Origin of the sequence: Amycolatopsis magusensis, assembly GCF_017875555.1 — a bacterium.
Taxonomy (GTDB): Bacteria; Actinomycetota; Actinomycetes; order Mycobacteriales; family Pseudonocardiaceae; genus Amycolatopsis; species Amycolatopsis magusensis.
In genome coordinates, this window is the sequence record NZ_JAGGMS010000001.1 from 6,915,727 (window position 1) to 6,931,292 (window position 15,566).

Annotated in this window: 10 protein-coding genes and 1 pseudogene; 9 read left to right on the forward strand and 2 right to left on the reverse strand. The window is 70.1% G+C overall.

Going from position 1 to position 15,566, the window contains the following annotated elements; genetic code table 11:
- Positions 1–324 precede the first annotated feature (324 nt).
- Positions 325–1,644 carry a superantigen-like protein SSL4 gene (locus JOM49_RS30725; RefSeq protein WP_209667667.1) on the forward strand — a complete coding sequence of 440 codons (1,320 nt, stop codon included), beginning with the start codon at positions 325–327 and terminating at the stop codon, positions 1,642–1,644.
- Between the two features lie 51 nt (positions 1,645–1,695).
- A complete protein-coding gene (locus JOM49_RS30730; RefSeq protein ID WP_209667668.1) occupies positions 1,696–1,977 on the forward strand; it encodes a DUF1883 domain-containing protein in 282 nt (93 codons plus the stop codon).
- Here JOM49_RS30730 and JOM49_RS30735 read toward each other — a convergent pair.
- On the reverse strand, positions 1,960–2,667 hold the full coding sequence (locus tag JOM49_RS30735; RefSeq protein ID WP_209667669.1) for a FadR/GntR family transcriptional regulator: 708 nt from the start codon (positions 2,665–2,667) through the stop codon (positions 1,960–1,962). The genes JOM49_RS30730 and JOM49_RS30735 overlap by 18 nt on opposite strands.
- 165 nt (positions 2,668–2,832) lie before the next feature.
- On the opposite strand from JOM49_RS30735, the gene JOM49_RS30740 reads away from it, so the two are divergent.
- The 7 genes from JOM49_RS30740 to JOM49_RS30770 are packed head-to-tail and all read left to right on the forward strand — an operon-like array spanning position 2,833 to position 13,096.
- Entirely contained in the window at positions 2,833–4,449 is a 1,617-nt protein-coding gene (locus tag JOM49_RS30740; RefSeq protein WP_209667670.1) for an ABC transporter substrate-binding protein, read from the forward strand.
- Between the two features lie 18 nt (positions 4,450–4,467).
- A complete protein-coding gene (locus tag JOM49_RS30745) occupies positions 4,468–5,427 on the forward strand; it encodes an ABC transporter permease (protein ID WP_209667671.1) in 960 nt (319 codons plus the stop codon).
- Positions 5,424–7,352 (forward strand): dipeptide/oligopeptide/nickel ABC transporter permease/ATP-binding protein, encoded by a 1,929-nt coding sequence (locus JOM49_RS30750; protein WP_209667672.1) that lies wholly within the window; start codon positions 5,424–5,426, stop codon positions 7,350–7,352. Before JOM49_RS30745 ends, JOM49_RS30750 begins: the two co-directional genes overlap by 4 nt.
- Positions 7,349–8,338: an oligopeptide/dipeptide ABC transporter ATP-binding protein gene (locus tag JOM49_RS30755; RefSeq protein WP_209667673.1), complete on the forward strand. Its 990-nt coding sequence runs from the start codon at positions 7,349–7,351 to the stop codon at positions 8,336–8,338. The genes JOM49_RS30750 and JOM49_RS30755 overlap by 4 nt, the downstream gene beginning before the upstream one ends.
- A complete protein-coding gene (locus tag JOM49_RS30760) occupies positions 8,335–9,264 on the forward strand; it encodes a dihydrodipicolinate synthase family protein (RefSeq protein WP_209667674.1) in 930 nt (309 codons plus the stop codon). Before JOM49_RS30755 ends, JOM49_RS30760 begins: the two co-directional genes overlap by 4 nt.
- On the forward strand, positions 9,264–11,264 hold the full coding sequence (locus JOM49_RS30765; protein ID WP_209667675.1) for a beta-galactosidase: 2,001 nt from the start codon (positions 9,264–9,266) through the stop codon (positions 11,262–11,264). Before JOM49_RS30760 ends, JOM49_RS30765 begins: the two co-directional genes overlap by 1 nt.
- Complete coding sequence (locus JOM49_RS30770; RefSeq protein WP_308158933.1) at positions 11,261–13,096, forward strand: exo-alpha-sialidase; 1,836 nt, start codon at positions 11,261–11,263, stop codon at positions 13,094–13,096. The genes JOM49_RS30765 and JOM49_RS30770 overlap by 4 nt, the downstream gene beginning before the upstream one ends.
- Positions 13,097–13,162: 66 nt before the next feature.
- Here the strand turns inward: JOM49_RS30770 and JOM49_RS30775 are convergent.
- A pseudogene (locus tag JOM49_RS30775) lies at positions 13,163–15,549 on the reverse strand (ATP-binding cassette domain-containing protein).
- Between the last annotated feature and the right edge of the window lie 17 nt (positions 15,550–15,566).

The following is a 15,566-nucleotide window of genomic DNA, read 5'->3' on the forward strand; positions in this document are numbered from 1 at the left end:
CCCGGACAAGGCGGGGCCTGAACTCCAGGCGCTGGCGCTCAAACTGTTGGCCGAGTCCCAGGTCTGACGCCGCCGCCGGGAACGCCGGCGCGGCGCGTCGATGTCGCATCTGCGCTCGTACCGCTCGAGCAGCAGCGCTGAGATCATCACGAATGCCGGAAAGCTCACCGCGTACCACATGGTAGTAGGCGTACCCCCGGATCGGCGGACGCCAAACCTCTTCCAGGCTGGGCCGTTCGGGCGCACCGGCGAGCGGGATGACCGTGAATAATCGAAGCTGGGGTTACTGGGAGCGCGTTCATCCGGTTTCGGAGGTGTCCGGCGGTGGCTTCGGCCGACGGCAGAGTGCGGCGGCACACGCTGGTGCGTGCGCTGCTGTGGCTGGCCGGGCTGGTGCTGGCGATGTTCGCCGTGTCGTGCGTTCTGACTAATGCTGCCGAAGCGAAACCACTGGTCGAACCACCGGCACTACCGGAGAAACCGTTACACGATCTGGTGAAACCGATTGACGCGTTGCTGGGTTCTTGGCAAAAACCCGTAAAGCCGGTCGAGGCTTCCCCGCTCGTGAAGCCAAAGCCAGCGACTCCGGAGCCCGCGAAGCCAAAGCCTGTGAAGCCGGAGCCGGTGAAGCCGAAGGCCGTGAAGCCCAAGGCCGGGCTGCCGATCCTCGACACCACCACCGACGCGGTGACCGGACCGGTCAACTCGGCGCTCGGCAAGGACTCGCTCGAACCGGTGGCACCGATCCTCGACCTGGTCGGCAGAACCGTGAACACCGCGACCAAGCCCGTGACGCCGATCCTCGAACTCGCGCAGGACACGGTTCTCGAGCCGGTCGCGCCGGTGGTGGACCTCGCCGAGCACACCGTGGCCGACGCGGTCGACGCGGTGGCGCCCGTGCTCGGTCTCCTCGAGGAACCGGTGCGCGTCCTGTCGCCGGTGCTCGACCTCACCGGCGACACGGTGGCCGGAGTGGTCCAACCAGTGGCCACCGTGTTGGAACCGGTCCTCGGGCTCGCCGGGAACGCGGTGGCCGAAGCCGTGACGCCGATCCTCGAGCTCGTCGGCAAACCGGTGGCCGTCCTGGTCCGGGCCACCACGCCGGTGCTCGGCCTCGTCGAGCACACGGTCTCGCCGGTGCTCGGCCTCACCGGCGAAGCGGTGAGCAAGGTGGTCGAAGCCGCACCCCAGCTGCCCCCCTTCCCCGGCGGCTCGGCGTGGTTCGCGTGCGCCGCGCCAGGCGCCGGCCAGAAGCAGCAAGCAGCCGCGACACCGCTCCCCCAGCCGGCTCAAGCGCAGCACGCACAAGCCGCGAACGTGTCAGCGACCCACGAGAACGTGCAGGCCGTCACCACCTACCAGCAGAAGACCGCGGACGCGGCGGCCACCGAAAGCCACGCCACCGCACGGAAAACCGGCTCAGCCTCGCGGTCCGAAAAGCCGCTCCCCCTGCCCAGCAAGGGAAGCACCCCGCATCCCGTGGTCCCGGCCCCGGCATCCAGCGGCGCCACCACCACCCCGCACAGCACCCCGGCCTGGAGCGTGCCGGAAAGCCGGGAACTCGCCGGTGGCTACGTGGTCTCCTACCTCGGCGACGACCTGCCGCTCTGGCGATCCATCAAACCGGGCAGCCGCCCGGACTGAGCGATTCACCGAACCCAGCGCCTTTCCCGCATTCGGTGAATCGAGGATCCCGTGCACGACAAAGTTTTCGACCTGGGCATGGTGCAGCGCGAAACGGTGATCACCGTGCGCCTCAACGCCATGGCCAACGTCCGCCTGCTGACCGAGGTCAACTACACCGCCTACCAGCGCAAGCAGTACTACAAGATGCACGGCGGCGTGGCGACCACCCCGCTGTTCAAGATCTCCGTGCCCGCCACCGCGCACTGGTACCTGGTGCTGGACGTGGAGGGCCTGGAACCACGTCCGCTGCACCCCCAGGTGAGCATCGCCCGGTCACGAACCCGGAGTTGATTCGCCGAAGCCGCCGTAGGGGCCCGCGTTCGCGCGCTTGCGCACTTCGTCGAAGTGCCGGTGCATGGCTTCGACGGCGGCGTCGGCGTCCCCGCGCACCAGCGCGTCGACGATGCGCTGGTGCCGCTTCGCCGTGCTCGCCGGGGACGAGACCGGGCCACCGACCTCGGCTTCGGTGGCGCGGTAGACGTCCCAGAACAACCCGGTCAGCTCGCGGGCGAGGGCGAAGCCCGCCTCCGCGCCGAGCAGGTCGTGGAACTCCCGGTCGGCCACCGCGCCGTCCGGGCCCTTGCGGCGCATCCGGGCCACGCACGCCTCGAGTTCGCCGATCAGCTCCGGGCGGTGCCTCGTGGCGACCCGGCGGGTCAGTTCGGTCTCGATCATCTCGCGCAGCTCCAGCAGGTCGCGCAGCCGCCCGACGTCGCCTCGGGTGCGGGTACGGAACATCAGCCAGGTCTGCAGCGCCTCCGGCCCGCCGGAGCCGACGAAGGTGCCGTGGCCGTGACGAATCTCGACGATGCCCAGCGCCTGCAGGGCTTTGATGGCCTCGCGGACGGAGGTCCGGCTGACGCCGAGGTCGTCCATCAGGCTCAGCTCGGTCGGCATCGGCGCGCCGGGCGGCAGTTCGCGCTCGACGATCAGATCGATGATCTGGCGGGTGATCTCGGCACCGCGCTGGGGACGCGCCACGATTGGTCTCCTCGGATACGTTCGGTCACCGACCGGTTGCGTCGGACATCGTACGTCATGCGACCCCTTGACCGGGTAGCGCGGCGCCTCCTACAGTTCGGCCCACGTCGGACATCCCACGTCCGATGACCACCATCGCCGTTGGTGCACACACCGGGAGACGCCATGCCCCACAGCCCGATCGGATCCGCGCGCCGGTTCAGCCGGCGCGACCTGCTTCGCTACTCCGCACTCGCGGGCGGCGCGGCGGCGTTCTCCTCGGCGCTGGCCGCCTGCGGTGGCGGACCGGCGTCGACGAACAAGACCGGCGACTCCACCGGCTCGATCACCGCGGTGCTCGGCTACGGCAACAACCAGTCGTGGGACCCGCTGCAGACCGCCTCGGCGTTCTCCATGGCGGCGAACCTGCACGTCTACGAATCGCTGGTCGAGGGCGACCCGATCACCCGCGAGTCCTTCCCCGCGCTGGCCAAGGCCCTGCCGGCCGACCTCAACGCCACCACGCTCCGGTTCGACCTGCGCGAGGGCGCGAAGTGGCACGACGGGCAGCCCGTCGTCGCCGACGACGTGGTGTTCACCTACGCCCGCGCGCTCGACCCGAAGGAGAACGTGCTGGTGCACAGCTTCTTCTCGCACTGGCTGCAGGAGGTCCGCAAGGCCGGTGACCGCTCGGTCGAGTTCGTGCTGAAGTTCCCGTTCCCCTACGCGCTCGACCGCATCCAGACCTGCAAGATCCTGCCGAAGCACGTGTACGAGGGGAAGTGGGCGGACGCGGCCAGCGGCAAGGTCGTCGGCTCCGGGCCGTACAAGGTCACCGAGCAGGCGCCGTTGAGCCACACCGCCTTCGAAAAGTTCGCCGACTACAACGGCCCGCGCCCGGCCGCGTACCAGAAGATGCTGTGGAAATCGATCGTGGACGCCGCTCCGCGCGTGGCCGCGATTTCCGGGGCCACGCCGGACGCGCAGATCGTGGAGAACATCCCCGCCGCGAACACCGAGCAGCTGCGGGCCGCCGGGCGCACGGTGGAGTTCGCCGACGGCGGCAACAACCTGTTCCTGTTGTTCAACACCGCGCACAAACCGTTCGACAACAAGCTGGTGCGCCAGGCGCTGCACTATGCGATCGACAACAAGAAGATGGTCGAAATCGGCCTCAAAGGCGCGGGCACGCCCGCCACCTCGTTCATCAACCCGGCGCTGCCCTCCTCACAACCGGCCGTGCACGACTTCGGTTACCACCCGGAGAAGGCCAAGGACCTGTTGCGCCAGGCCGGAGTGGACGGGCTGAGCATCTCACTGTCCACTTCGAACACCTCGCTGGTGGCCGACTGCGTCAAGGTGATCAAGGAGGGCTGGGACGCCATCGGCGTGCAGACCACCCTGGACTCCCAGGACACCAAGGCGCTGTTCTCCAAACTGGACTCCGGCGCCGACTTCCAGGTGGTGGCGACCACGAACAACCCGCAGCAGTTCGGCAACGACCCGGACCTGCTCATCCGCTACTACTACGCCGAGAAGTCGCTGCTGATGAAGACCTACGCCCGCTGGACCGACGCGGACGCCCAGGGCCTGCTCGCGCTGCAGGACCAGGCCGCCGCCGAGGTCGACCCCGGCAAGCGCGCCGCGCTGACCAAGCAGCTGCTCGACCTGATCTCCGAGCACGCGGTCATCTACCCGGTGGTGTTCACCCAGCTCGGCACCGCCTGGGACCCGAAGGCGGTCAGCGGCGTGCGCGCCCAGGGGTATCCGGGCATCTACCTCAACCAGGCCAAGCCGGTCTGAGCCGGAGGGATCGCTCTCGTGGTCGTCATCGTGCGGATGCTCGCCGGGCGCGTGCTGGCCTTGGTGCCGCTGCTGCTCGGGGTCATCCTCTTCGTCTTCGTCGTGATGCGCTTCTCCCCCACCGACCCGGCGCTGGCCGCGTTCGAGGGCGCCAACGTCAGCCAGGAGCAGCTCGAAGCGTTCCGCGAGGCCAACGGCCTCAACGACCCGCTGCCGCTGCAGTACGTGCACTTCGTCGGGCAGTTGCTGCAGGGCGACTTCGGCACCAGCGTGATCACCAAGCAGCCGGTCGGCGAGACCATCACCACCGCGCTGCCGCTGACCGTGCAGCTCACCCTGATGGGCCTTCTCATCGCGCTGGTGCTGGCGGTGCTGCTCGGCATCACCTCGGCGTTGTTCCGCGACCGCTGGCCCGACCAGCTGATCCGGCTTATCACCCTGGCCGGGGTGGCCGCGCCCGCGTTCTGGGTGGCGCTGCTGCTGGTGCAGTGGCTGGCCGTGGGCGAGGGCCTGTTCCCGACCAGCGGTTACGTCAGCATGAACGACTCGTTCGGCGGCTGGCTGAACTCGATGGCGCTGCCCGCGATCGCGCTGGCCATGCCGGTGGCGGCGCAGCTGACCCGCATCATCCGCACCTCCATGGTGGAGGAGCTCGACCGCGACTACGTCCGGACCGCCCGCGGTGGCGGGCTGCCGCCGGTGGTCGTGGTCGGGCGCAACGTACTGCGCAACGCGCTGGTCAACCCGCTCACCGTGCTGGGCCTGCGGGTCGGTTACCTGCTCGGCGGGGCCGTGGTGATCGAGACGATGTTCGCGCTGCCGGGAATGGGGCAGAACATGATCCAGGCCGTCAAGGACGGCGACACCGCCAAGGTGCAGGGCTTCGTGATCACCATCGCGATCGGCTTCGTGCTGGTCAACCTGATCGTGGACCTGCTGTACCTGCTGGCTAACCCGCGGCTGCGGAGCCACGCGTGAGCGGCGCCAGGCGGCTGGGCGCCGCTTCGTGGATCGCCGCCGGGGTGCTGGCGGCGCTGGTGCTGGTCGCGTTGTCCGGGGACCTGTTCACCACGCACGACCCGAACGCGCTGAGCACCGACGCCGGTGGACCGGCGGGCGGGCACTGGTTCGGGACCGACCAGTCCGGCCGGGACGTCTTCTCGCGGCTGGTCGCCGGCACCCGCTGGTCGCTGGCGATCGGCCTGGGCGCGACCGCGCTCGCCCTGGTCGCGGGCGCGTTGCTCGGTTCGCTCGCGGCGACCGCGGGCCGCCGGACCGACGCGGTGCTGATGCGGGTCCTCGACGTGGTGATGGCCTTCCCCGGTATCGCGCTGGCCGCCGTGCTGGTCGCGGTGTTCGGCCGCGGCATCGGCGTGCTGATCCTCGCGATCGCCTTCGTCAACATGCCGCCGATCGCCCGCGTGGTGCGGGCGAACGTGCTGGCCCAGTACAGCGAGGACTACGTCGACGCGGAGCGGATCATCGGCGCGAAACGCCGGTTCATCCTCATCCGGCACGTCGCGGTGAACTGCGCGGCACCGGTGCTGGTGTTCTGCACGGTGATGGTCGCCGAGGCGATCGTGTTCGAGGCGTCGCTGTCGTTCATCGGCGCGGGCATCCAGCCGCCCGACCCGTCGTGGGGCTCGGTGCTCTCCGACGGCAAGGACCTGGTGCTGATCGGCGGCTGGTGGGCCACCGTCTTCCCCGGGCTGCTCATCCTGCTCACCGTGCTCGCGCTGAACGTGTTGTCCGAGGGCATTTCCGACGCGTGGGCGGCGCCATCGGCCCGCAGCGCCAAGGCGGGCCGCGCGGCCAAGGAGGTCGCGCTCGAGGAAGCCGCGGAGAACACCGAGCCGGTGCTGCCCATTTCGGGGCTGCGCGAGGTCGGCACCCGGCTTTCGCGAACCGCTCGTGCGCTCGACGACCGGCCGCCGGTGCTCGAAGTGGACAGTCTGGCGATCTCCTTCCCCGACCGGCACAACGGGGTCGACGTGGTGGCCGGGGTGTCGTTCTCGGTGCGGGCGGGCGAGGTGCTCGGCCTGATCGGCGAGTCGGGGTGCGGCAAATCGCTGACCTCGCTGTCGATCATGGGACTGCAACCGCGCACGGCCAGGGTGTCCGGGCAGATCCGGTTCGCCCAGCGCGATCTGCTCGCGCTGCGCCCAGCCGAGCGCCGCCGCCACCTGGGTCACGACATCTCGATGATCTACCAGGACGCGCTCAGCTCGCTGAACCCGGCGATGACCATCCGCTCGCAGCTCAAGCAGTTCACCCGGCGGGGCGGCACCCGCAGCCCGGCCGAGCTGCTGGAGCTGGTGAACCTGGATCCGCAGAGGACACTGCGGGCCTATCCGCACGAACTGTCCGGCGGGCAGCGCCAGCGGGTGCTGATCGCGATGGCGCTGTCCCGCAGCCCCAAGCTGATCGTCGCCGACGAGCCGACCACCGCGCTGGACGTCACGGTCCAGGCGCAGGTCATCTCGCTGCTGCTGCGCCTGCAGGAGGAGCTCGGCTTCGCGCTGATCCTGGTTTCGCACGACCTCGCGCTGGTCTCCGAGGTGGCCGACCGCGTGGTGGTGATGTACGGCGGCCAGGTCGCCGAAACCGGCACGACCGCGCGGGTGGTCGGCGCGCCACGCCACCACTACACCCGCGGGCTGCTCAGCGCGGTGCTGTCACTGGAGGCGAGCCAGGCGCGGCTGACCCAGATCAAGGGGGTGGTGCCCGCGCCCGCCGAGTTCCCGGACGGCTGCCGGTTCGCCGACCGTTGCCCGGCGGCGCGGTCCCGCTGCCGCACCGAGGCACCGGTCATCGAGGGCAGGGCGATGCAGCACCAGGTGGCCTGCCACTTCCCCGCCGAGATCGACGAAGAAGCCCTGCTCAGCGAAGGAGCGCGGTCGTGAGCCTGCTCGAACTCGACGGCGTGCACGTGGTGCACCGGATCGCCGGTGACCGGCTGTTCGGCCGCGCCTCGGTGTACGCGCTGACCGACGCGCACCTGACGCTGAACCCCGGCGAAACCGTGGGTGTGGTGGGCGAATCCGGCTGCGGGAAGTCCACTTTGGCCAAGGTCCTCGTCGGCCTGCAGCGGCCGACCTCGGGCACCGTGCGCTACCGCGGCGACTCGCTGTGGGAAATGCGGGCCGCCGACCGGGCCGGGAGGTTCGGCCGGGACGTCGGCATGATCTTCCAGGACCCGGCCACCGCGCTGAACCGTCGGCTGGCGGTGTCCCGGATCATCCGCGACCCGCTCGACGTGCACCGCGTGGGCACGGGCGCGTCACGCACCGAGCGGGTGCGGGAGCTGATGTCCCTGGTCGGGCTGCCGGACAGCGTCGCGGACGCGGTCCCCGGCCAGCTGTCCGGCGGGCAGCGCCAGCGCGTGGCGATCGCCAGGGCGCTCGCGCTGGAGCCGTCGCTGCTGGTGGCCGACGAGCCGACCTCGGCGCTGGACGTCTCGGTCCGCGCGCAGATCCTCAACCTGCTCATCGACCTGCGGGAGAAGCTCGGCCTGGCGATGGTCTTCGTCTCCCACGACATCCAGACCGTGCGGAAGATGAGCGATCGCATCGTCACCATGTACCTCGGCCGCGTGGTCGAGGAAGCGCCGGCCACCGAACTGCCCGGCGCGGCGCGGCACCCGTACACCAGGGCGCTGTTCTCGGCCACGCCGAGCCTGCTGGACCCGGTCGAGCCGATCGTGCTGAGCGGGCCGGTGCCCTCGGCCACCGCACCGCCGAGCGGCTGCGGATTTCGCACGAGGTGCCCGAAAGCGACCGGCGCCTGCGCCGAAGCCCTGCCCCCGCTGTCCACCGGCTCGCCCGGTCACACCTATCGCTGCATCCACCCGGAAATGCCCGCCGAGACCATCGGAGTGAGCCCATCATGACCGCCACGCGATTCGCCGGGGTCATCCCGCCCCTGTGCACCCCGCTGCACGACGACTGGACCATCGACACCGCCTCGTTCCGGCGGCACATCGACGGCCAGCTGACCGCCGGAGTGCACGGGATCTTCGTGCTCGGCTCATCCGGCGAGGTGCCCTTCCTGCCCGACGGGCACCGCCGCGTGGTGCTGGAGACCGCCGTGGACCAGGCCGCCGGGCGCGTGCCCGTGCTGGCCGGGTGCATCGACATGACCACCCTGCGCGTGCTCGGCCACGTCCGCGACGCCGAAGCCGCCGGTGCCGACGCGATCGTGGTCACCGCGCCCTACTACACGCGCACCCACGTGGCCGAGATCGAGCGGCACTTCCGGCTCATCCGCGAGCACACCGAGCTGCCGATCTTCGCCTACGACATCCCGGTGGCCGTGCACAACCGGCTGGACCGCGAGATGGTGCTGCGGCTGGCGGCCGAGGGCGTGCTCGCCGGGCTGAAGGACTCCAGCGGCGACGAAGCCGGGTTCCGGTTCGTGTTGCTGGGCAAGAAGGAGCGTGGGCTCGACTCGTTCGCCGTGTTCACCGGTTCCGAACTGGTGGTGGACGCGGCGCTGTCGATGGGCGCGGACGGCGTGGTGCCCGGGCTGGCCAACGTCGACCCGGACGGCTACGTGGCCATCCACCGCCACGTACTGGCCGGTGAGCTGGACGCCGCCCGGCGGATCCAGGAACGCCTGCTGCGCCTGTTCACCATCACCGACGTGGCACCGCCGGCGCGCATGGGCCGCGGTTCGGCCGCGCTCGGCGCGTTCAAGGCGGCCATGAAACTGCGCGGGTTCATCGACAACGCGGTGATGGCGCCGCCGCAACTGCCGCTTAACGCCGAAGAACTGCTGCAGATCAAGGAGAAGCTCGCCGAATCGGGGCTGGTCTGATGTTCGGGAAGATCCACTACGGCGCGGACTACAACCCGGAGCACTGGTCCGCCGAGGTCTGGGACGCCGACATCGAGCTGATGGCCGAGTCCGGGGTGACCATGGTGACCGCGGGCATCTTCTCCTGGGCCGGCGTGGAACCGCGGCCGGGCGAGTACGACTTCGGCTGGTTCGACACGGTGATGGACAAGCTCGGTGCCGCCGGGGTCGAGGTCTGCCTGGCCACGATGACCGCCTCTCCCCCGCCGTGGCTGACCCACCTGCACCCCGAGGTGCTGCCGGTGCGGGCGGACGGCACGCGGCTGGCCGCCGGTGCGCGCCAGCAGTTCTGCCCGTCCAGCGAGGTGTTCCGGCGTTACGCCACGCGACTCGCCGAGCAGGTCGCCACCCGCTACGGCGACCACCCCGCGTTGTCGATGTGGCACATCGGCAACGAGTACGGCTGCCACATCCGGGCGTGCTACTGCGACATCTCGGCGGCGGACTTCCGGCGGTGGCTCGCCGAGCGCTACGGCGACATCGCCGCGCTGAACAACGCCTGGAGCACCACCTTCTGGTCGCAGCAGTACGACGACTGGGCCGAGGTGTTCCCGCCGCGGGTGGCACCGACGTTCCCGAACCCGGCGCAGCAGCTGGACTTCCACCGGTTCTCCTCGGACGCCTCGCTCGGCTGCTACCTCGCCGAGCAGCGGGTCCTGCGGCGGCTCACCCCGGGGGTGCCGATCACCACGAACTTCGTCGGCCGGGTGCAGAAATCGCTCGACTGGCACCGCTGGGTCCCGCACGAGGACGTGGTCAGCCTCGACTCCTACCCCGACCCGTACGACCCGCGGTCCCACGTCGAGGCCGCTTTCGCCTACGACCTGGTGCGCTCGCTCAAGGACGGCAAGCCGTGGATGCTGCTGGAGCAGGCACCCAGCGCGGTGAACTGGCGCAACCGCAACAGCCCCAAGGCACCCGGTGAGATGCGGCTCGGCAGCTGGCAGGCGGTGGCCAGGGGCGCCGACGCGATCCTGTTCTTCCAGTGGCGGCAGACCAGCGGTGGCGCGGAGAAGTTCCACTCGGCGATGGTGCCGCACGGCGGCCGGGAGACCCGCACCTTCCGCGAGGTGAGCGCGCTCGGCCGCGAGCTGGCCACGGTCTCGGAACTCGCGGGCACCAGGATCGACGCGGACGTGGCGATCCTGCACGACTGGGAAAGCTGGTGGGGGCTGGAGCTGGACTCCCACCCCTCCGGTGACCTGGACCAGCTCGAAACGCACCTGGTGCACTACGCACCACTGTTCGACGCCGGGATCACCTGCGACGTGCGACACCCCGCGGACGACCTGTCGAAGTACAAGCTCGTCGTGGTGCCGAATCTGTACCTGATAGACGAGGCGGTCGCGGCCAACCTGCGCCGCTACGTCGCACGCGGCGGGCACCTGGTGGTGTCGTTCTTCTCCGGCATCGTGGACGCCTGCGACCGCGCGTACCTCGGCGGTTATCCCGTGCCACTGCGTGAAATCCTCGGGCTGCGGGTGGACGAGTTCTGGCCGCTGCCCGACGGCGGTTCGACCGTGGTGCGGTTCGCCGACGGGGTCGAGAGCGGCGCGACGGTGTGGTCGGAATGGGTCGAACTCGAAGGCGCCGAGGCGATCGCCGAGTTCGCCGGTGGTGAGCTCGGCGGGCGGCCCGCGGTGACCAGGCACGAGTTCGGCGCCGGGGTCGCCTGGTACCTGGCGACCCGCCCGGACGCCGACGGCATGCGCGCGTTGTTCGACCGCGTCACCGCGGAAGCGTCGGCCGCTCCGGTCTTGGCGGGACTGCCGGATGGGGTGCAGGCCGTGGTCCGCCGCGGCACCGAGCACGACTACCTGATCGTGCTGAACCACAACACCACCGGCGTCACCGTGCCACTGCCCGTCCCCGCACCGGATCTCCTGGGAGACCCCGAGGTCGTACTGGACGAAGTCGTGCTCGGCTCGCGTGGGGTCGCCGTACTGAGGAGAACCCCGTGAAGCGTGCGCTGCTCCTGGTCTGCCTGCTGCTGGCGGGTTTCGCGGTGCCCGCCACCGCGGCTCCCGCTCTCGGCCAGCAGGTGTTGTTCAAGGCCTCGCAGGATCCGGGGTACGCCTGCTTCAGGATCCCCGCGATCGTGAAGACGGCGCGCGGCACCCTGCTCGCCTTCGCCGAGGGCCGCGTGGACAACTGCGGTGACACCGGGGACATCGACCTGGTGCTCAAGCGGTCGGAGGACGGCGGGCGCACCTGGTCGCCGCTGCAGGTGGTGAACTCCGGTGACGGGGATACCCACGGCAACCCGGTGCCCGTCGTGGACCGGCAGACCGGGCGGGTCGTGCTGGTCAGCACCTACAACGCGGGCCGCGCCGACGACAAGGGCTGCGCGATCCCGTGCCCGCGGTTCCCGCACCAGCAGCACAGCGACGACGACGGCCGGACGTGGTCGGCCCCGCGGGACATCGGCGCGCAGGTCAAGCGTCCGGAATGGACAGCGTGGTACGCCTCGGGCCCGGTCCACGGCATTCAGCTGGAGAAGGGCCCGCACGCGGGACGGCTGGTGTTCGGCGTGAACGCGGAAACGGCCCGTGGCACCGATTCGGTGGAAAATCACGCGACGCTGGTCTACAGCGACGACCACGGGGACAACTGGAAGATCGGTGCGCTGAACGACTTCCCGCACCCGGTCGGCGGCACGTACACCCAGAAACCGCAGGAGATCAGCGTCGCCGAACTGGCCGACGGCTCGGTCTACGCGGCCGGGCGCGAGCAGGGCGGCACCGACGTCGGCAACCGGACGTTCGCGATCAGCCGCGACGGCGGCGAGTCGTTCAGCACCCCGTTCACCACGATCCCGGACCTGGTGACGCCGATCGTGCAGGGCTCGGTGCTGCGGTTGCAGCGGCCGGGCAAGCCGGAGCGGCTGCTGTTCTCGTCGCCGTCGGACACCGACCGGCGGCGGTGGATGATGATCCGGTCGTCCTACGACGGCGGGCGCAGCTGGGAAACCGTGGAGCAGGGCACGCGGCTCACGTCGGACTGGTCGGGCTACTCGGACCTGGTGCAGATCAGCGATCCCCGGTCCGCCGCGGTGGAGATCGGGCTGATGTACGAAGGCGGCCCGGTGGACGCACGCGACGAGATCCGGTTCGCCCGGTTCGACGAGGAGTACCTGGGCTGGAAGAACCCGGCCGGACCGTCCACTCCGGGCCATTCACGGCGGCACGCGGACGCCACCGTGGTCGGCGGTTCCTCCACAGTGGACGGCCGCTTCGGACGGGCGATGACCTTGGACGGCTACCTGCGGGTGCCCTACGACAGCGCCCAGCCGCCGGGCGCCGGTGAATTCACCTGGAGCGGCTGGTTCCGCTACGGCGAGCACAAGAGCGACCAGGTGCTGACCTGGCTGGGCGGGATGGGCGGGACGGCGCCGCAGGTGTGGCTGCGGGCCGAACCCCGGCTGGGACGGCTGGTCGCCACGATGACCACCCCGGGCGGCACCAGGACGATCACCACGGGCAGCGCGTACGACGACCAGCGGTGGCACCACGTGGCCCTGCGGCGCACCGGCGCCAGCCTGACCCTGACCGTCGACGGCACCGAAGCCGCGGCGGGCCCGGCACCGGCGGGTTCGGTCAGCCAGACCGTCTCGTGGCAGTTCGTCGTGGGGCAGCGGCTGGACAACACCCAGCGCTGGACCGGCGACCTGGACGAGATCCGCTTCCACCGCCGCGCCCTCCCGGACGCCGACCTGACCCGCCTGCGCGAACAGAACGCCGCCGTCCCGGAAGGCCAGGTCCTGCACCTGCCCCTGGACCGGATCACCCGGTAGGCGCGATGTCACGAATGTGGCTTTGGGGGCCGAATACGCCCCCAAAGCCACATTTGTGTCCCTCGGCTAGCCGCCGACGTATTCCGCGAGGTGTTCGCCGGTGACGGTGGAGCGCTTGGCGACCAGTTCGGCCGGGGTGCCTTCGAAGACGATCCGGCCGCCGTCGTGGCCGGCACCCGGGCCGAGGTCGATGATCCAGTCGGCGTGCGCCATGACCGCCTGGTGGTGCTCGATCACGATGACCGACTTGCCCGCGTCCACCAGCCGGTCGAGCAGGGCGAGCAACTGTTCGACGTCGGCCAGGTGCAGGCCCGTGGTCGGCTCGTCGAGGATGTAGACCCCGCCCTTGTCACCCATGTGCGTGGCGAGCTTCAGCCGTTGCCGCTCACCGCCGGAGAGGGTGGTCAGCGGCTGGCCGAGCTTCAGGTAGCCGAGGCCGACGTCGGCGAGCCGGGTCAGGATCGCGTGCGCGGCCGGGGTGCGCGCCTCGCCCTCGCCGAAGAACTCCTCCGCCTCGGCCACCGACATCGCGAGCACCTCGCTGATGTCCCGGCCGCCGAAGCGCAGTTCGAGCACCGCGGCCTGGAACCGCTTGCCCTCGCACTGCTCGCACGGCGTGGCGACCCCGGCCATCAGGCCCAGGTCGGTGTAGATCACGCCGTTGCCGTTGCAGGTCGGGCAGGCGCCCTCGGAGTTGGCGCTGAACAACGCCGGCTTCACGCCGTTGGCCTTGGCGAAGGCCTTGCGGATCGGCTCGAGCAGGCCGGTGTAGGTCGCCGGGTTGCTGCGCCGCGAGCCCCGGATCGCGCCCTGGTCCACCGAGATCACCCCGGCCGAGGCCGGGATGGAGCCGTGGACCAGCGAACTCTTGCCCGAACCGGCCACCCCGGTGATCGCCACCAGCACGCCGAGCGGGATGTCCACGTCGACTTTGCGCAGGTTGTGCCGGTCTGCGCCGCGGATCTCCAGCGCGCCCGACGGCGTGCGCACCTCGGGCTTGAGCTTGGCCCGGTCGTCGAGGTGACGGCCGGTGAGCGTGTCACTGGCCCGCAGTTCCTCGATCGTGCCCTCGAAGCAGATCGAACCGCCCTGCGAACCGGCGCCGGGACCGAGGTCGACCACGTGGTCGGCGATCGCGATCGCCTCCGGCTTGTGCTCCACCACGAGCACCGTGTTGCCCTTGTCCCGCAACTGCAGCAGCAGGTTGTTCATCCGCTGGATGTCGTGGGGGTGCAGGCCGATGGTCGGCTCGTCGAAGACGTAGGTGACGTCGGTCAGCGAGGACCCGAGGTGGCGGATCATCTTGGTGCGCTGCGCCTCACCACCGGACAGCGTGCCCGAGGGCCGGTCGAGGGAGAGGTAACCCAGGCCGATCTCCACGAACGAGTCCAGGGTGTGCCGGAGCGTGGTCAGCAGCGGCGCCACCGACGGCTCCTTGAGCCCGCTGACCCATTCGGCGAGGTCGCTGATCTGCATCGCGCAGGCGTCGGCGATGCTCTTGCCCTTGATCTTCGAGGACCGGGCGGCCTCGGTGAGCCGGGTGCCGTCGCAGTCGGGGCAGGTGGTGAAGGTGACCGCCCGGTCGACGAAGGCCCGGATGTGCGGCTGCATCGCCTCGCGGTCCTTCGACAGGAACGACTTCTGGATCTTCGGGATCAGCCCCTCGTAGGTGAGGTTGATGCCGTTGACCTTGATCTTGATCGGCTCGTGGTAGAGGAAGTCCCGCAGCTCCTTCTTGGTGTACTTCCGGATCGGCTTGTCCGGGTCCACCAGGCCGGACTGTGCGTAGGTCTGCACCGTCCACTGGCTGTCCGACTTCCAGCCCGGGATGGTGAACGCGCCCTCGGCCAGCGACTTGGAGTCGTCGTAGAGCTGGGTGAGGTCGATGTCGGAGACCGAGCCGCGGCCCTCGCACCGGGGGCACATGCCGCCGGTGATGCTGAAGTCGCGCCGCTCCTTCGTGGTCTTCCCGGCGCGTTCGAAGGTGACCGCGCCCGCGCCGCTGATCGAAGCGACGTTGAAGGAGAACGCCTGCGGCGAGCCGATGTGGGGCTTGCCGAGGCGGCTGAACAGGATGCGCAGCAGCGCGTTGGCGTCGGTGGCGGTACCGACCGTGGACCGCGGGTTGGCGCCCATCCGCTCCTGGTCGACGATGATCGCCGTGGTGAGCCCGTCGAGCACGTCGACTTCGGGGCGCGCCAGCGTCGGCATGAACCCCTGCACGAAGGTGCTGTAGGTCTCGTTGATCAGCCGCTGCGACTCCGCGGCGACCGTGCCGAACACCAGCGAGCTCTTGCCCGAACGGAGACCCCGGTGAACACCGTCAACCGGCGCTTCGGGATCTCCAGGCTGATGTCCTTGAGGTTGTTCACGCGCGCGCCGTGCACGCGGATCCGGTCGTGGCTGTCCGCGGGGTGCGGTTCGGGCGTGCCCGTCCTCTTGGCCTTGCTCATCTGCTCTCCATCGGTGC

What these genes read in the sequence shown, in the direction of transcription:
- JOM49_RS30740 (WP_209667670.1), top strand. Translation starts at nt 2,833, where the DNA reads ATGCCCCACAGCCCGATCGGATCCGCGCGCCGGTTCAGCCGGCGCGAC.
- JOM49_RS30760 (WP_209667674.1), top strand. Translation starts at nt 8,335, where the DNA reads ATGACCGCCACGCGATTCGCCGGGGTCATCCCGCCCCTGTGCACCCCG.
- JOM49_RS30765 (WP_209667675.1), top strand. Translation starts at nt 9,264, where the DNA reads ATGTTCGGGAAGATCCACTACGGCGCGGACTACAACCCGGAGCACTGG.